The sequence below is a fragment of the Gilliamella sp. W8123 genome, assembly GCF_016101085.1.
Taxonomy (GTDB): Bacteria; Pseudomonadota; Gammaproteobacteria; order Enterobacterales; family Orbaceae; genus Gilliamella; species Gilliamella apis.
In genome coordinates this window covers 93855-109665 of the sequence record NZ_JACFRE010000006.1, presented here as the reverse complement: position 1 = coordinate 109665, position 15811 = coordinate 93855, and the positions used below count along the sequence as shown (strand labels likewise).

At 34.7% G+C, this 15811-nt stretch carries 22 protein-coding genes and 1 tRNA gene; 19 read left to right on the top strand and 4 right to left on the bottom strand.

Going from position 1 to position 15811, the window contains the following annotated elements; all coding sequences use genetic code 11:
• Positions 1-24: 24 nt before the first annotated feature.
• The 19 genes from H3T56_RS08725 to H3T56_RS08635 all read left to right on the top strand — a co-directional run bounded on the left by H3T56_RS08725 (position 25) and on the right by H3T56_RS08635 (position 11036).
• On the top strand, positions 25-669 hold the full coding sequence (locus tag H3T56_RS08725; RefSeq protein WP_198192618.1) for a LexA family transcriptional regulator: 645 nt from the start codon (positions 25-27) through the stop codon (positions 667-669).
• 78 nt (positions 670-747) lie between these two features.
• On the top strand, positions 748-2031 hold the full coding sequence (locus H3T56_RS08720; RefSeq protein WP_198192616.1) for a hypothetical protein: 1284 nt from the start codon (positions 748-750) through the stop codon (positions 2029-2031).
• A gap of 792 nt (positions 2032-2823) precedes the next feature.
• Positions 2824-3051 carry a hypothetical protein gene (locus tag H3T56_RS08715; protein WP_198192615.1) on the top strand — a complete coding sequence of 76 codons (228 nt, stop codon included), beginning with the start codon at positions 2824-2826 and terminating at the stop codon, positions 3049-3051.
• Positions 3052-3080: 29 nt separating this feature from the next.
• Entirely contained in the window at positions 3081-3434 is a 354-nt protein-coding gene (locus tag H3T56_RS08710; protein WP_198192614.1) for a hypothetical protein, read from the top strand.
• A gap of 14 nt (positions 3435-3448) precedes the next feature.
• Positions 3449-4141 (top strand): hypothetical protein, encoded by a 693-nt coding sequence (locus H3T56_RS08705; protein WP_198192613.1) that lies wholly within the window; start codon positions 3449-3451, stop codon positions 4139-4141.
• The gene (locus tag H3T56_RS08700) at positions 4142-4318 is read left to right on the top strand and encodes a hypothetical protein (protein ID WP_198192612.1); all 177 of its coding nucleotides are present in this window, start codon (positions 4142-4144) and stop codon (positions 4316-4318) included. It abuts the gene before it with no gap.
• A 13-nt stretch (positions 4319-4331) separates the two neighbouring features.
• Entirely contained in the window at positions 4332-5105 is a 774-nt protein-coding gene (locus H3T56_RS08695) for a hypothetical protein (RefSeq protein ID WP_198192611.1), read from the top strand.
• Positions 5106-5115: 10 nt separating this feature from the next.
• The gene (gene bet, locus H3T56_RS11780; protein WP_198192610.1) at positions 5116-5862 is read left to right on the top strand and encodes a phage recombination protein Bet; all 747 of its coding nucleotides are present in this window, start codon (positions 5116-5118) and stop codon (positions 5860-5862) included.
• Positions 5843-6475, top strand: coding sequence for a lambda exonuclease family protein (locus H3T56_RS08685; RefSeq protein ID WP_198192608.1), 633 nt, complete (start codon positions 5843-5845; stop codon positions 6473-6475). The genes bet and H3T56_RS08685 overlap by 20 nt, the downstream gene beginning before the upstream one ends.
• Positions 6476-6660: 185 nt before the next feature.
• Positions 6661-6858 (top strand): hypothetical protein, encoded by a 198-nt coding sequence (locus tag H3T56_RS08680; RefSeq protein WP_198192605.1) that lies wholly within the window; start codon positions 6661-6663, stop codon positions 6856-6858.
• Positions 6859-6860: 2 nt separating this feature from the next.
• Positions 6861-7043: a hypothetical protein gene (locus H3T56_RS08675; RefSeq protein WP_198192604.1), complete on the top strand. Its 183-nt coding sequence runs from the start codon at positions 6861-6863 to the stop codon at positions 7041-7043.
• 4 nt (positions 7044-7047) lie between these two features.
• Positions 7048-7311: a hypothetical protein gene (locus H3T56_RS08670; protein WP_198192602.1), complete on the top strand. Its 264-nt coding sequence runs from the start codon at positions 7048-7050 to the stop codon at positions 7309-7311.
• Positions 7312-7314: 3 nt separating this feature from the next.
• A complete protein-coding gene (ssb, locus tag H3T56_RS08665) occupies positions 7315-7830 on the top strand; it encodes a single-stranded DNA-binding protein (protein ID WP_198192600.1) in 516 nt (171 codons plus the stop codon).
• Between the two features lie 59 nt (positions 7831-7889).
• On the top strand, positions 7890-9515 hold the full coding sequence (locus H3T56_RS08660; RefSeq protein ID WP_198192598.1) for a DUF4942 domain-containing protein: 1626 nt from the start codon (positions 7890-7892) through the stop codon (positions 9513-9515).
• A 28-nt stretch (positions 9516-9543) separates the two neighbouring features.
• Complete coding sequence (locus tag H3T56_RS08655) at positions 9544-9939, top strand: hypothetical protein (protein WP_198192596.1); 396 nt, start codon at positions 9544-9546, stop codon at positions 9937-9939.
• Between the two features lie 45 nt (positions 9940-9984).
• On the top strand, positions 9985-10269 hold the full coding sequence (locus H3T56_RS08650) for a hypothetical protein (RefSeq protein ID WP_198192594.1): 285 nt from the start codon (positions 9985-9987) through the stop codon (positions 10267-10269).
• A gap of 9 nt (positions 10270-10278) precedes the next feature.
• Positions 10279-10575, top strand: a complete 297-nt coding sequence (locus H3T56_RS08645) for a hypothetical protein (RefSeq protein WP_110447346.1) — start codon at positions 10279-10281, stop codon at positions 10573-10575.
• 8 nt (positions 10576-10583) lie between these two features.
• Positions 10584-10763 carry a Lar family restriction alleviation protein gene (locus H3T56_RS08640; protein ID WP_198192593.1) on the top strand — a complete coding sequence of 60 codons (180 nt, stop codon included), beginning with the start codon at positions 10584-10586 and terminating at the stop codon, positions 10761-10763.
• Positions 10764-10817: 54 nt separating this feature from the next.
• On the top strand, positions 10818-11036 hold the full coding sequence (locus H3T56_RS08635; protein WP_198192592.1) for an AlpA family transcriptional regulator: 219 nt from the start codon (positions 10818-10820) through the stop codon (positions 11034-11036).
• Here H3T56_RS08635 and H3T56_RS08630 read toward each other — a convergent pair.
• The 4 genes from H3T56_RS08630 to dusA form a co-directional block, all read right to left on the bottom strand.
• Positions 11025-12197, bottom strand: a complete 1173-nt coding sequence (locus H3T56_RS08630) for a tyrosine-type recombinase/integrase (RefSeq protein ID WP_198192591.1) — start codon at positions 12195-12197, stop codon at positions 11025-11027. The two genes, H3T56_RS08635 and H3T56_RS08630, sit on opposite strands and share 12 nt — an antisense overlap.
• 165 nt (positions 12198-12362) lie before the next feature.
• Positions 12363-12439 (bottom strand) — tRNA-Arg (locus H3T56_RS08625).
• Between the two features lie 305 nt (positions 12440-12744).
• Positions 12745-14760: a DNA helicase Rep gene (rep, locus tag H3T56_RS08620; protein ID WP_198192777.1), complete on the bottom strand. Its 2016-nt coding sequence runs from the start codon at positions 14758-14760 to the stop codon at positions 12745-12747.
• 97 nt (positions 14761-14857) lie between these two features.
• Positions 14858-15784: a tRNA dihydrouridine(20/20a) synthase DusA gene (dusA, locus tag H3T56_RS08615; RefSeq protein ID WP_198192776.1), complete on the bottom strand. Its 927-nt coding sequence runs from the start codon at positions 15782-15784 to the stop codon at positions 14858-14860.
• Between the last annotated feature and the right edge of the window lie 27 nt (positions 15785-15811).

The following is a 15811-nucleotide window of genomic DNA, read 5'->3' as shown; positions in this document are numbered from 1 at the left end:
TAATCATAAAAGGAGACTTTTAAAATGAATAACCTAGGTCAAAGAATTAGAGCTAGACGCGAAGAATTGGGATTAACTCAAGAACAAGTTGCAGAACAAGTAGGAATTAAACAACAATCCTACCAAGCTATAGAAAGTGGTAGCGTTAAAAAGCCACGACACTTATACGAAATTTCAGTAGCTTTAAAATGTGATATGGCATGGTTATTAAGTGGAAAAGAAAAGGACGTAATAAACGTAGAAAAAATAGAAATTCACGCCCATCAAGTCCCATTAATAAGCTACGTGCAAGCAGGAGTATGGACAGAGTCGTGTGAACTTAGAGATTCAACTGGATTTGAATATATTATGACATCATTAGAATTATCAAATAAAGCATTTGCACTAAAAATAAAAGGCGATTCAATGGAGCCAGAATTTAAGGAAGGTGATGTTGTTATTGTCGATCCTGCGATAAAACCATTTCCAGGTGAATTTGTGGTAGCTGTAAATGGAGATGAAGAGGCAACTTTTAAAAAGTACCGTGAATTAGGATATGATGAACATGAAAGAATGCAATTCGAGCTTATTCCACTTAATCCTGACTACACAACCATGAGCACTTTAAAACAACAGATTAGAATAATTGGTACCATGGTTGAGCACAGAATATTTAGACGTAAAAGATAATAATTCCGAATAGGACACGGCTAACCGCTTCGGCGGTTTTGAATAAAATAGATAAGTGGAATAAGGTAAGGAGAAAGAATGACGGCAGAAATAGCAGTATATAATAAAAGCGCAGTAGCATTGGCAGCAGACTCTGCTGTTACAATTTCTAATCAATTCGGTTTAAATAAAATAAATAATGGAGCCGAAAAACTGTTCCAGTTAAGTTTAAACCATCCTGTGGGATTAATGGTTTATGGATGCGGGGATTTATGCAAAGTCCCTTGGGAATTAGTTATAAAATCATATAGGAAAGAAAGAAAAAACCAATCATTTCCCACTCTAAGAGAATGGGCTGATGACTTTTTTTCTTATTTACAAAATAGTGAACAAATAATTTCTAAATCAATGAAAGACGAGCATATTTATAAATACTTGGAAAATGATGTATTTAGAAAAATATTAGAAACAGTTGCTAAAGAATTATATCCAAACGAAGAATCTATTGATAAATATTATATAAAATTGAATGAGTATTTATTAAATGTTTTAGAAAGTATATCAAACAGTGATTTTTTTGATGATTTTGTTGCGGATGATATTGATATTGCAAAACACAAGATAACAGCCTTTTGCAATCACTTAACAAACGAAATGGAATCTGAAGAATCAGGCATTATCAAATCAATTAATCAGAATTTAATTGATTTTTTTGCTGCATTAGTTTGTAAAAAAAACGATATTGGAAACCCGACTGGGATCGTAATTGCGGGTTACGGAGATAATGAATATTATCCGCAAATAATAACATTTCAATTACATGGTTTTTTGGATAAAAAACTAAGAAAGTATAAAATTGATAATAAATGTGATAGCGGTATGGATGGGGCTGGAGTTATTCCATTTGCTCAAGAGGATGAAGTATCGGCTTTTATGTCTGGTTGCAGTCATGACTTGATGAGTTATTTAGATGATATTTATAATGAATGTTTTCGTGATATTCTAAATAAGATATCCAATATAGTAAAAACAGAAAAATTCAACAAAACAAACGAAGATAATTTAATTAACTTAATTAGAAATTTAATCATTGAAAAAAAGCAAGAAACAGATAATAATATAGCTATCTGTATTAGAGAAAATTTTATTGACAGAGTTGTTAGTATGATTGATTTTTTGCCAAAAAAAGATATGGCATATATGGCAGAATCATTAGTAAATTTAACCGCATTCAAAAGAAAAATTTCTGATGATTCAGAATCAGTTGGTGGACCAATAGATGTTGCGGTTATATCAAAAACCGATGGGTTTATTTGGATTAAGAGAAAACATTATTTTACTATGGAATTAAATAATCATTTTCTAAGTAGAAATAAAAGTTAAACAAAAGGGGGATTGTTATATGGACACTACTAAAATTAAATTTGATCAAATAAAATCACCTGATAAAGTAGGAGTATTCTCCCTCCCTGAAGTACATACAATTAAAGAAAAAAAATCAAACTACTCAAGTTTTATTAACTCGTTAATTGATAAGAATAAAACTCATCGATTCAAATAACCCAAATAACATTAAACAACTATTACTAATACAAACCCGCCCAGTGCGGGTTTTTTCACGCCTAAAATTCCCTACCACAACTTTAAAACACCAACTGATTAAAAAATAATCAGTTAGATTAATTACAGCTAAAAATACAGTTTTATCTGTTTACATTAAACAGTTTTAACTGTAATATCATCTTATCAAAACAAATCAACCTACCAATCAATTAGCAATACTACGAGTTACTAATTAGGTAGCAAGATTCAAGTAGCTAGCAGAGGCATATGAACATACTGCGGTTTTGTAAAGTAGCAATCACAATAGTACGCATCGGGTGAGCGACGCAATCACTCCCAGCCTCGAGAGAGACCGACTGGATACAAGTTCTTTAGTAAACAGATTGCTAAAAATATTTTAAAACTGGGCAATAGAGGCGGCTACCAGTTGTCGATTCCGCCTACTGGGTGACCGGATGAATTGTGCGGGTAAACCAGCGCGCAGGCTGAAAGGTCTGCACCTACATTCATAAGCATTTTTACGAGAGTACTTATGAATTACTGACAGCTGGAAAGACAGCACTACTACATCCTTTTGCCCTCTTTTGAGGGCTTTTTTACAGGGTTAAAACAATGAATTACACAGAATGGAAACAAGAATATTTAGAACTGTTAATTGAGTTAATAAAACAGCATCAATATTCAAAAAATTACACGCAAACATACATGACTGAATTAGCTAATGAATTGCTAGAACGTGGCGGGTTTTTTGAAGATTTTGAACACTGGGAAGTAACACCGCCAGCACAGGCAGTAAACGAAAGTTTTCAGGTATGGTTAACTGATTATTTTGAGAATTAAAAATCACATTCAGGATTGAGGAATAAATTATGAACAGATTAGAAATAACAAAACAAAACGAAGAAAAAATACTTAATTCATTTTATAGCGAATTAAAAGAGCAAGGTTTTTCATTCAAAGTTTATGACGGTGAGCTATTTAATGATGTGCGTTCATTAGACGATATATTAGATTTATATCATGACCTCGACGTAATGCACATTCATGTTCAGAAAGACGACTATAAGGGGTGCGCGTCATTTATTTTCGGAAATGGAGAGGATGGGATTTATTGTATGTATGATTATTCATATTCATTACAAGAAAAAAATTTACTTACTAAAACATTTAATCTGATTGATGAGTTAGCAGAAGAAAGATGTGAAAGACTCGCCCTTAACTAAGATTTTTACAGAATATGAGGAGCAAAACAATGATTAGTAACGAAATTAAAAAAAGATTATTACAAAAGGATTGGTATGTTGAATGTAAAACTGAACAGGAAGCTAATTTGCTATTGCGGGCATGTGACGACGCGGGAATAACTTGTGATTCTGGTCATAAAGCAACGAAATTTCAACCATATATACACTACCCAGCAGATATTGGTTTTTGTGAAGAGGACGATGGGATAACTCAAGACATAAAATATTTTAAGGAAAGTGAGATCGAAAACATCACAGGCTGGTTCTTTAATGCCATAAAAAATAATGACAGTAAATTAACACCTCAGAACGAAGAACAAGAGCATTTAGTGCAAATATTGTTAGCTATGATGCAAGGTCTCTATGTTGAAGAATATAATGACGACAACCGCTTTTGGAAACCATCAGACTCTAATTGTATTTTTTTAAATACAGAATATCGCATTGCACCGAAATCAACTCCTTTGATTACCCGTGAAATGTGGGCGATGATTGCTCCAGAATGGAAATGGGTGGCGATGGATAGAGATGGCGAGGTGTATTTTTATTCTGATGAACCACTTATCAGCGCAAACGGTTTTAGCTGGACTAATTGCGGTGGTGATTATTGCGACAGCGTTTTAGCGATAAATACCGACAGTATCAATTGGGAGCGATCACTCACAGAACGACCAGAGGACGTTTAAATGAATACAATACCTATCGATCATGTCGGCTGTAATGTTAGACAAACCGACCGAATGGCAATCAATTATGAGTTAACGAAGGGCGAGCAAATATACGCCCTTTTTTGTGTCCTAATTGTGACATTCGGTGGATTGTTTATGTTGATTCACTGGATGTTAGAAGTGGCAACTAATTAAAGGAAATATAAAAATGGCAACAGAAATTATTGAAGTAGCAAGTTTAGTACCAGCTGAACACGTTCAACGAGAAAAACTATTTTTAAATGAAAATAATGAAGTACAACCGCTAATTGAAGCAGTTGCGTCTCATTACAAAAACTTAATCTTTAGCGGTATGGATGGCAGTACTGATGCTGGCAGAAAAGCAATTAAAAAAGTAGCCGCTGAATTAAATAGCAAAATCAAAGAAATTGACGATATTGGTAAATCTGTCACGGATATTTTAAAAGCTAAACCAAAAAAAATTGACGCTGGACGCAAGTTAATTCGTGACGCACTGACAGAAGTGTATAACGAAATTCGCAAGCCAGTTGTTGAATATGAAGCTGAGCAGGCCCGCATAAAAGCGGAAGAACAAGCAAGAATTGAAGCGCAACGACAAGCCGAGCAAGCAGAATTAGCACGATTACGGGAAGAAAAAGAACAGCGAGAGCGAGAAGCAAGAATAGCTGAAGAAGCTGCTAATAAAGCAAGGCTGGAGGCTGAAAATAAAGCACGAGAAGCTGAACTAGCGCTACAAAGAGAACGTGAAGAAAACGCCAAAAAAGAACGTGAAAGACTAGCCGAAATTCAACGAGCAAAGGAAGAAGAAGCAAAACGATTGGCTGATGTGGAACATAAAAGGCAAGTTAAATATTCATCATTCAAATGCTTACTTGAAAATGGCATTGATAAAGATATAGCAATAAAAATCATAAATATGATTGACGACGGTAAAATCGAAAACGTTTTTATTAAATATTAGGAATATAGAAATGAGTGGAAATAAATTAAGTGAATTAACTCTCACATTATCAAAAAAATTAGAGTTAGGAAGTCCTGAGGGGCTTCTTGATGTACTAAAGAACACGGCATTTAAAAGTAATGCTAACGATGATCAATTAACTGCACTTTTAATTGTTGCTAACCAATATTCATTAAACCCATGGACAAAAGAAATCTATGCATTCCCAGATTCACGAAATGGTATTGTGCCGATTGTTGGTGTTGATGGCTGGGCACGAATAATTAATCAGAATCCACAATTTGACGGAATGGAGTTTGAACAAGATGATGAAAAATGCACATGTAAAATCTATCGAAAAGATAGAAAACATCCTATTTCAGTAACTGAGTGGATGTCAGAATGCAAAAGAGATAGTGCTCAGCCATGGAAAACTCACCCTAAAAGGATGTTGCGCCATAAAACAATGATTCAGTGTGCAAGGTTAGCGTTTGGTTTTGCTGGTATTTATGATCAAGATGAAGCCGAAAGAATCATTGAGGGTTCAGCGACAGAGGTTAATACAGGCAAACAATCAGATGATAGACGACCTGAATTAATAAAACAGTGTGAAGAAGCCGCACAAAAAGGACTAGAGGTTTTCGGTGAATTTTGGATGTCATTAAGTCAAAACGACAGAAAAATCATTGGTAACGATGAAAAAGAACGAATTAAAAGCTTGTGTCCAGTCGATGCAGAATTTACAGAGGTAAAACAAGATGACAGCAACCCATTCTAACGAAATTGAGCAACGTACAGATGCTTGGTTTACAGCAAGATTAGGTAAAGTTACTGCAAGCAAAATCAGCGATGTTATGGCGAAAACTAAAAGCGGTTATTCAACTTCCCGCCAAAATTACATGGCACAATTAATCTGCGAACGATTAACCCAGTCACCAACTGAAACCTATTCTAATACCGCAATGCAACGAGGTACCGAATTAGAACCCATTGCCAGAGAAATATATGTCCTAAATCAATTTGATGTAACAGTAACTGAAGTCGGTTTTGTTCCTCACCCAACAATCGAAAATGCAGGTGCTAGCCCTGATGGGTTAGTAAATGATGATGGCCTAATTGAAATTAAATGCCCTAATACATGGACGCATTTAGAGTTTATGCAATCGCTAAAACCTAAACGTGAATACATATTACAGATGCAATGGCAGATGATTTGTACAGGTCGAAAATGGTGTGATTTTGTCAGTTATGACGATAGGTTACCAGATAATTTGAGTTTTAGGTGCATACGAATTCATTACGACGAAGCATTAGCTCAAGAGATAGAAGCAGAAGTTATCAAATTTCTGCAAGAACTCGATGAGCGTATCAAACAAATAGAAACCACATAACCGTCCAAGTGACGGTTTTTTAATAACGTCTGGTATATGCGGTGATAATTAATGTTTGCGATGATTCCGACTAGGGGGGGATAGCGCATTGATTTGAAATATACAAGCCAAGTCAAATCCTGTCGGTAGTCACGCCGATGGCGACAGAGTGACACCTATACAAAATTAAAAATTGGAGCGAGAAAATGGCTAAATTTATAGAAGTTCAAACAAAAGAATACGGACGTACATTGTTAAATATCAACAAAGTGGAATGTTTTTTCATCAACGGCGAGGATGTATATATTCAATTTAATGAGGGAATGACAAGGATAACCGATCTTGATTGGGAAACATTAAAAGTAATGCTTGGGGATAATTTGATTGCGTTAAATAAGGATTAATAATGACTACATTTACAGGCACGTTTGTGCATTTAGTAGAAATCACCCATCAATTTGAAGTTGAAGCCGATACAAAAGAAGAGGCACTTGAGAAGGTTGAGGGTGCCCCTTTTAAATACAGAAAAATCAGTAATTCTTATGTTGGAAACGGGCACGGAATAAAAGATATTAAATTTGAGGAGTAACGGCATGATTACAGAAGAAGAATGGCAAAAGCTAAAGGTTGGTGATGTAGTGTGGCTTGCATCTCAAGAAGTTGTAGAGCCGATGAGATTGATTATATCAAAAATCACAGAGCACAGGTTCTATTGTGGTAAAAGTTGTTTTGATAAAAAGCATTATATGTTTTTTATGAATCTATCTGATGCAATTCAGGCTGTAAATTTTCGTTTAAAAATTCAAATAGAAAAAATACAGGCACAAATAAAATCAAATTTAAATATGAAGGAATAAGCGATGGCAAATAGAGGTATTAATAAAGTCATTTTAGTAGGGAATTTAGGTCAAGATCCAGAAGTTCGGTACATGCCAAACGGTAACGCTGTAGCTAATTTTAGTGTTGCAACATCAGAATCTTGGAAAGATAAACAAACTGGTGAAAACCGAGATCGCACCGAATGGCATCGCGTTGTTGTATTTGGTAAGTTAGCAGAAATTGTCGGCGAGTATGTTAAAAAAGGTACTCAAGTTTATTTAGAAGGACAATTGCAAACTCGTAAATGGCAAGACCAAGCGGGTAATGATCGTTATTCTACTGAAGTAGTGATCAATGCTGTAGGTGGAACATTACAAATTTTAGGCTCTCGTTCAGGAGATAGTTTTAATGATGGTTCACAAAACTGGGGACAAAGTGCTAATAATACTTCGTCTGCTCCTAGTACATCACGTCCTTCAACAACAAATGAACCAGCAGCAAGTCAACCAACTATGCCTGAACCACCAATGGATTTTGATGACGATATTCCATTTTAAATCAAATGCTTAACTAAACACAACCGCTTCTGTAGCGGTTTTTTATTGTGAGTTTAATCATGAAACACTTACCAGAAAAAGATAATCAGTTTTACCCAACACCCAAGAGTCTATCAGATAAACTATTTTCAATGCTAAGTTCCAAAAAAACCAAATACCGAAATATACTGGAACCAAGCGCAGGCAAAGGCGATTTAATAAAATCATTTCTGTCTGATTTAGATTATTATGACAAACGAACGATAGTATTTAACTGTTGCGAAACAGATAAAAATCTTTGCAGTATATTAAGTGCTCTAAATAACGATAGCAGATATGATTCAAATATTAAAATTGTTGGTAGTGATTTTCTTGAGTTCGATTCAATCGAAACATATGACCTTATCATAATGAACCCTCCATTCAAGGATGGAGATAAGCATCTATTACACGCCTTAAACTATGTTGTTAACGGTGAAATTTTATGCATACTAAATGCTGAGACAATAAAAAATCCATTTTCAAATTACAGAAAAATATTAGTGCAAAAACTAACAGAATTGGATGCAACTATAACATACGAAAACGGTAGTTTTTCATCAGACGATTCAGAACGTAAAACGGATGTTAAAGTAGCATTAATTCACATTATCAAAAAACAAGATATTGAGGATGTTTTTGGTGCTGATTACGAAAAAGAAAGTTTAGATATCGACTTAAAAGATGGGTCAGAAGTCAAGGATATCAATGGCACAGAAAGCATCCACGATTTATTGGATGAGTATAATGATTTAAAGAAAAGAATCGTTAATACATGTATCTCAATGTTTAAAGCCTCGTATGGTTGTCGTGAGTTATTTAACATCGGCGTAGTTTCTGACTCTACTACTGAAAATTTTTCAATATATAAAGCGCAAGATGCCATTAGAACTGCAAACAAAATAATTAAAAAAAGATTTTGGGACAAACTATTAAATAGAGATGAATTTAAAAGAAAATTAACATCAAAAGAAGTTTATAATTTTCATAATATCATCAATAGATTCAGTGATATGGAATTTTCATATAATAATATCAATACATTATATGAATATATGTTAGATAACGGAAATGATTTATTTAATAATGCAATTTTCGAATTATTTGACGAAATCACTTGTGAGCGCAGTTGGTACCCAGAAACTCAAAAAAATATTTATTTATTCAATGGATGGAAGTCGAATAACGGTTACAAAATCAATCGCCGTTTTATTTTAATTATAAGTTTATATCTATCTAGATACTCCAGTTATAGAGCTATCGAAGAATTAAACGATATCGAAAAAATTTTTGTTTATTTTAATAATGGTATTTATCCAGAAGTTAAATTATCCGATGCATATAACGACTGGCATAAAAATTATAAAAACGGACTAACAAATAATACATTTTTTGAAAATTCAATGTTCAAAGTGAGAGTGTTTAAAAAAGGCACGAGCCATTTTTATGTCAAAGACGAATCGCTTTTAAGACGGTTTAACGTTTACGTTAGCAAACAGCGACAATGGCTACCACCTGATTATGCTATGAAAACATATCAAAACTGTTCGGCAGAAGAAAAACGGGTCATTGATGAGTTTGAAGGCGAAAAATCTTATCAATTCAATCTTAACGACCCTCTACTAGCAAATTTAGACAAATCAATGTTAATGATTGAAGCTGCTTAATGTGGCCTCTTAATATCTGGAGAACAAAATGAGTTATACAGAATTACATGCAGGTAAATTAACGCCAGTTAAAACCATCAAAAGTCATCAAGGATTCATGGATTTTGTTTATGAAAATGAATTAACAGGTTATTCCGCGCCATCTATAGAAATTTATTTATATGATGACGGTATCACGGATGTGACAACTGAAGAATCGCTAATATTACTATGTTCATCTAATGATATGGATGGATTGCCTAAGTATTGTTTTTATAAAAATGTAATCTACAGATTTGATAATTACGTTGCAAGTGAGCACTGCTATGGTAATAAATTCATTAAAAATTACGATGGTTCTATTGATTTTGTTAGCATGTTTTATAACGGTGGAACAGATTTTTACGAGGAGCTACAAGACGAGTTAGATGCATTGTTAAATTAGTCAAAACAAAAGCCGTCAGGGACAATGGCTAACTAAGGAAAAATTATGAAGATCACTACAATCATACCCGAAAAAGTCAAACTATCAGAACTCAAATGCGGTACGCCGTTTTCATACAAGCTAGGCGGAACAGTTCACATGGTAGTTACTCAACCAGCATTTTTACATGAGCGATTGAATTGTGAACCGCAAGTATTAGATGAATTAGTCCATTACTGTGAATTGTTTTGCGGTTGGGTTTATTTTTGCACAAAAGCCGAAGCAGAGAACGTAATGGTGTATAAGCTTAAACCTGTGGGCTCATTAGTGTTTGAGCCAGTTAACACGTAGGATTGCATTATGTACAAAATAACATTACTTGAACCCAAACCACAGCATTTATCAGAATTACCGTCAGGTGCATTTTTCGTATGTCATCCAAGTAATGATAGTTGTATTTTGATGTTGTTAAATTACTCACAAAGTCTATGCGAGAAATTAGGCATCACAACTAAAAAGTTTGATGAACTATTCCTAATTTGTAATGTGGAAACGGGTGATATTGAGTGTCTGGAGAAGGCAAAAGAAGCATCTATGCAAGTTTATCCTATTGAGCCAACTGCTGAAAGTTTGGTTTATAAATTAGTGTTAAAGTAGGAATGATTATGAGCAATAAAGAATTAAAAAAATGCCCGTTTTGTGGTAACAGTTGTGACGTGATTTCTGGATTAAATCAAATCCCATTTTTTTACTGTGTTAATGAGCAATGTCTAGCCGTTATTTCGTTTGGAAAAGCCCAATCAATGAAATTAGCTGTTAATAAATTTAATAAGAGGAAATCATGAAAAATAAATACAAAATAATTTACTGCGATCCAAAAATAAAGGGAGTAAATAAAAATGAATAATACATTTATAGGAGACCCACTTTATAGCAAAACTAAAGTTTGTGAATATGTGTGCGTAGATGAATCTACGTTAGATAAATGGATTGCAAAAAATAAATTTCCAAAACCTGATCTATACCTTGGCAGGCACCCAAGATGGCGCCTATCAACACTAATCAATTTTAGCAATGCAAAACAGCAAGAATACGCCGAGCAACAATTATGCGGTTAATCCATCGATATAATCAGCATACCACTGCATCATCTCTCTGCGACCCTCCAAATATTGTGCGTGGTTGTAAATGCCTCGCACACTACCCTCCTCATGATTTAGCTGTTTCTCTATCCAATCTTTATTAAAACCATGCTCATTTAACACACTTGAAAACTGATGCCTAAAGCCGTGCCCTGTTGCACGGTTGGCAAAACCTATCCTGCGTATTACATGAAGAATTGCCCCGTTGGACATAGGTTTATCAGGGTTGTTCCTGTTGGGGAAAACATACTCACCATGCCCTGTGATTGGGTGCAAGAATTTTAAGATGTCTAATGCCTGTCTTGATAACGGTATTAAATGAGTTCTGTCTTTTTTCACTACATCAGCATCAACTATCGCAATTTTTTCATCAAAATTAACGCTAGTCCACTTCAAAGTAATTAGTTCAACAGTCCGGGGAACGGTATATATTAAAAGCATGGTCGCATACCGTGTTAAAATATTACCAGAATAGCCGTTCAGTGCTTTTAGAAATTCAGACATTTCAGCATCAGTTGCTAAGAATGGAAAATTTTTAGGTTGGGTTTTAGCAAGAGCCGTCGATAATTCTGCCGCTGGGTTGTTTTCCGCCCTACCAGTAATAATTGCATATCTAAAAACCTCACTACATCGCATCCTTGCTTTTTTAGCAATTTCCAACGCTCCCCGACTTTCAATTCCTTTTAACACTGTTAACATCTCAAGCGGTTTTATTTTATTAATTGCTTCATTACCAATAAATGGAAATATATCCCTATTAAAAATAGTCATAACCTCATTAGCATATTTTTTTGACCAAGTGGATTTTTTAGAGTTGTGCCACTCTGTAGCTATAGACTTAAAAGTATTGTCGCTTTCAATATTTGCAAGTAAAGCGCTTTTTTTTCTTTCAAAGCTCGGGTCTTTGCCGTGTGCTAGCAGTTGCTTAGCTAGCTCTTTTTCATTACGGGCTTCTTGCAAAGTTATATGAGGATATTTACCAATTGTTAATGTTTTTCTTTTACCGTTAAATTGATAATCAAACCGCCACGATTTAGTACCTGAAGGTGTGATATATAAATACAAACTTTCAAAATCTGGTAGCTTATATGGTTTATCTTTGGGTTTTGCTGATTCGATTGCTTTTATTGTTAACATAACTTACGGTATTTTTGTTACTTAGATTGAAAATACCGTAAAAATACCGCAAAGATATTGTCGCTGTCAATCGCTTTCGGTCTCCCTCAGTCGTGTTAACTGTGTTATAAAACCTTATTCAATAATGGTTTAATCGTCTTCAATCGGATTGGGTCGTTGTTGGAATGGCGTCCCCTACAGGATTCGAACCTGTGACCTACGGCTTAGAAGGCCGTTGCTCTATCCAGCTGAGCTAAGGAGACATTGAGTAGCAGAATTGATATAACGCAGAGTATTATATAAAGCTATTTTGATCCGTCAATGCTTTTTAATGGATTATTAGATTATATAGTCAAAATATCATCAATTTAATGACATAATTGATATGTTCAAAATTTTTCTAATGAAAAATCGGGTATTTTGTTAAAAATAAATAAAATTTATTTATTATTAAGCCTAAAAAACCCCTTTCCTCAATTTTTTTATATTATTGCTGATTGGTCAGATTTAATAATAAACTATGATAGCAATTCAATGACAGTCTTATCTCAATTGAAATATTGGTCTTTTATTTAGCATTGGCTATTTGTGCTTTTAACATAGCTAAACGACTTTGCCCTTGTTGCATCTTTTTCTCAGGTGATAATTCATGGCGCTGATCTTGCCATGCTAAATCGTCTTGAGGAAGTTCAAGTAAAAAACGACTTGGTTCTACATAAACTGTTTCACCAAATTGTTTTCTCTGTCGACTAAATGAAAAAGTTAATTCCCGTTGTGCTCGAGTGATTCCTACATACGCAAGCCGTCGTTCTTCTTCAATATTGTCTTCATCTATACTGGTTTGATGTGGCAATACCCCTTCGGACATGCCGATTAAATATACATAAGGAAACTCAAGCCCCTTAGAGGCATGTAACGTCATTAATTGTACTTGATCCAGTTCTTCTTCTGTTTCATTACGCTCTAACATATCACGCAAGGTAAATCTAGCTACAGCCTGCTCTAAAGTTAATCCCTCATCGATATCATCACCCTGTAACATATCATTTAACCAGCTCACCAACTGTTCTACATTACGCATGCGCATTTGCCCAGCAGTTGGCGAAGATGAAGTTTCGTAAATCCAACTTTCATAATGAATACCATGTAAGAGTTCATGAATGGCAGCCATCGGCTCTAGATGTGATTTTTCAATCAATGAATCAAACCAGTGAATAAAGGAATGTAATGTTTCCATTCGTTTACCAGAAAGTAATTCCGTTAATCCCATATCATGACTAGCTTGATATAAGCTAACGCCGCGATGATTTGCCCACTCTCCCAATTTTTGGATAGTTACTGGTCCAATTTCACGTCTTGGGGTATTAATAATACGGATAAATGCATTATCATCGTCAGGATTGGTTAATAAACGGAGATAAGCCATTAAATCTTTGATTTCAATTCGAGCAAAGAATGATGTACCGCCTGAAATTCGATAAGGAATTCGATATTGCATTAGCATTTTTTCAATTAAACGAGATTGATGATTACCTCGATACAAAATGGCATATTGACCATATTGGCTCTTATTAGCAAATCGATGTCCGATTAAGTCGTTAACCACTTTTTCCGCTTCATGTTCTTCATTATCGGCTGAAATGACTTTTAGATGTTCTCCATAACCGAGTTCGGAAAATAATTTCTTTTCAAAGATATGAGGATTATTTTCTATTAAAATATTAGCAACTTTTAATATTCTTCCTGATGATCGGTAATTTTGTTCTAATTTAATCACTTCTAGTTGAGGAAAGTCCTGCTTGAGTAAAACTAAATTTTTCGGACGAGCACCACGCCAGGAGTAAATTGACTGATCATCATCACCAACCACCGTAAATTTAGCTCGGCTACCTACCAATAATTTAATAAATTCATATTGACTGGTATTAGTATCTTGATATTCATCGATTAATAGATAACGAATACGGTTTTGCCATTTTTCTCTGACTTCTTCATTGGTTTTTAATAACAATGTTGGTAATAAAATAAGATCGTCAAAATCTAATATGCTACATGCTTTAAGTTGCTTTTCATAAAGTTGATAACAGTGAGCAAATAGCTTTTCTTTATTGGTCTGCGCTCTCGCCATTGCAATGGTTGAATCAACAATATCATTCTTCCAATTCGAAATAGTTGAACGTAACTGATTAATAAGATCTTTATCACCATCTAACCATTGCTGGGTAAGCTCTTTGAGCAATGCGAATTGATCATGATCATCAAATAGTGAAAAATTAGCTTTAATACCAAGATGTTTATATTCTCGGCGTACAATATCTAATCCTAAGGTATGGAAGGTTGAAATTTTTAGCCCCCTTGCCTCTGGTTTACTCAAGGATTGGGCTATGCGTTCTTTCATTTCCCTAGCAGCTTTATTAGTAAAAGTCACAGCAACAATATGTCGAGGCAAATATTCTTTTACCCGAATTAAATAAGCGATTTTATTAATAATTACTCGAGTTTTACCTGAACCTGCACCAGCTAGTACCAGACAAGGCCCTGAAACATATTCGACAGCTTGTTGTTGACTTGAATTTAAACGCACAAAAGAGAACCCTAAGTAAAATTGTTCGCTAGTATATACTGAACTATCAAGCATGCGCAATCCAGCCATGCTTCGAAACATTTCATAACATTTGTTGCTATTGAATAAAAGTTAATGCCTGTTCAACAACTTCTATTCCTGCCCCTTTTTTATGGGCGTTTTCACTCAAATAGCGTCGCCACTGTTTAGCCCCTTTTCTACCGCTAAAGATACCTAAGGTATGACGCATAATATGATTGAGTTGAGCGCCTTGAGTTAACTGGGTTTCAATATAAGGATAAAGTGCTTGTATTGCCGCTATTGGATCAGGACTTGGAACATCAGAACCAAAGATTTGTTGATCAATTTGCGTCAGTAAAATAGGATTTTGATAAGCTTCACGACCAATCATAACACCATCGACAAAAGTTAAATGTTGTTTGATTTCATCAATGGTTTTAATTCCGCCATTTATGGCGATAGTTAGATGAGGATAATCACGTTTTAATTGATAAACTCGCTCATAATCAAGTGGTGGCACTTCGCGATTTTCTTTGGGACTGAGTCCGGAAAGCCAAGCTTTACGAGCATGTACAATAAATGTTTCCGTATGAGGCATGACTTTTTCAATAAATTCACCTAAAAAGCCATAACTATCTTGATGATCAATACCAATACGTGTTTTTACCGTTACAGGAATACTGACAGCATTTTGCATGGCATCAATACAATTTGCAACTAAATCAGCTTTTGCCATTAAACAGGCACCAAACATGCCGTTTTGTACACGATCAGAAGGACAACCGACATTAAGATTAATTTCATCATATCCTCGCTGCTCAGCTAATTTTGCACATTCAGCCAATGCAATAGGATCACTTCCACCCAGTTGCAAGCTTAAAGGATGTTCTTGGCTATTAAAAGCTAAATAATCGCCTTTACCATACAAAATTGCGCCGGTAGTGACCATTTCGGTATAGAGTAAGGTTTGTTTGGTCAATATACGATGAAAATAACGACAATGTTTATCAGTCCAATCCAACATGGGAGCTATAGAAAAACGATTTAATAT

What these genes read in the sequence shown, in the direction of transcription:
- H3T56_RS08725 (WP_198192618.1), top strand. Translation starts at nt 25, where the DNA reads ATGAATAACCTAGGTCAAAGAATTAGAGCTAGACGCGAAGAATTGGGA.
- H3T56_RS08720 (WP_198192616.1), top strand. Translation starts at nt 748, where the DNA reads ATGACGGCAGAAATAGCAGTATATAATAAAAGCGCAGTAGCATTGGCA.
- H3T56_RS08715 (WP_198192615.1), top strand. Translation starts at nt 2,824, where the DNA reads ATGAATTACACAGAATGGAAACAAGAATATTTAGAACTGTTAATTGAG.
- H3T56_RS08710 (WP_198192614.1), top strand. Translation starts at nt 3,081, where the DNA reads ATGAACAGATTAGAAATAACAAAACAAAACGAAGAAAAAATACTTAAT.
- H3T56_RS08705 (WP_198192613.1), top strand. Translation starts at nt 3,449, where the DNA reads ATGAGGAGCAAAACAATGATTAGTAACGAAATTAAAAAAAGATTATTA.
- H3T56_RS08700 (WP_198192612.1), top strand. Translation starts at nt 4,142, where the DNA reads ATGAATACAATACCTATCGATCATGTCGGCTGTAATGTTAGACAAACC.
- H3T56_RS08695 (WP_198192611.1), top strand. Translation starts at nt 4,332, where the DNA reads ATGGCAACAGAAATTATTGAAGTAGCAAGTTTAGTACCAGCTGAACAC.
- bet (WP_198192610.1), top strand. Translation starts at nt 5,116, where the DNA reads ATGAGTGGAAATAAATTAAGTGAATTAACTCTCACATTATCAAAAAAA.
- H3T56_RS08685 (WP_198192608.1), top strand. Translation starts at nt 5,843, where the DNA reads ATGACAGCAACCCATTCTAACGAAATTGAGCAACGTACAGATGCTTGG.
- H3T56_RS08680 (WP_198192605.1), top strand. Translation starts at nt 6,661, where the DNA reads ATGGCTAAATTTATAGAAGTTCAAACAAAAGAATACGGACGTACATTG.
- H3T56_RS08675 (WP_198192604.1), top strand. Translation starts at nt 6,861, where the DNA reads ATGACTACATTTACAGGCACGTTTGTGCATTTAGTAGAAATCACCCAT.
- H3T56_RS08670 (WP_198192602.1), top strand. Translation starts at nt 7,048, where the DNA reads ATGATTACAGAAGAAGAATGGCAAAAGCTAAAGGTTGGTGATGTAGTG.
- ssb (WP_198192600.1), top strand. Translation starts at nt 7,315, where the DNA reads ATGGCAAATAGAGGTATTAATAAAGTCATTTTAGTAGGGAATTTAGGT.
- H3T56_RS08660 (WP_198192598.1), top strand. Translation starts at nt 7,890, where the DNA reads ATGAAACACTTACCAGAAAAAGATAATCAGTTTTACCCAACACCCAAG.
- H3T56_RS08655 (WP_198192596.1), top strand. Translation starts at nt 9,544, where the DNA reads ATGAGTTATACAGAATTACATGCAGGTAAATTAACGCCAGTTAAAACC.
- H3T56_RS08650 (WP_198192594.1), top strand. Translation starts at nt 9,985, where the DNA reads ATGAAGATCACTACAATCATACCCGAAAAAGTCAAACTATCAGAACTC.
- H3T56_RS08645 (WP_110447346.1), top strand. Translation starts at nt 10,279, where the DNA reads ATGTACAAAATAACATTACTTGAACCCAAACCACAGCATTTATCAGAA.
- H3T56_RS08640 (WP_198192593.1), top strand. Translation starts at nt 10,584, where the DNA reads ATGAGCAATAAAGAATTAAAAAAATGCCCGTTTTGTGGTAACAGTTGT.
- H3T56_RS08635 (WP_198192592.1), top strand. Translation starts at nt 10,818, where the DNA reads ATGAATAATACATTTATAGGAGACCCACTTTATAGCAAAACTAAAGTT.
- H3T56_RS08630 (WP_198192591.1), bottom strand. Translation starts at nt 12,197, where the DNA reads ATGTTAACAATAAAAGCAATCGAATCAGCAAAACCCAAAGATAAACCA.
- dusA (WP_198192776.1), bottom strand. Translation starts at nt 15,784, where the DNA reads ATGTTGGATTGGACTGATAAACATTGTCGTTATTTTCATCGTATATTG.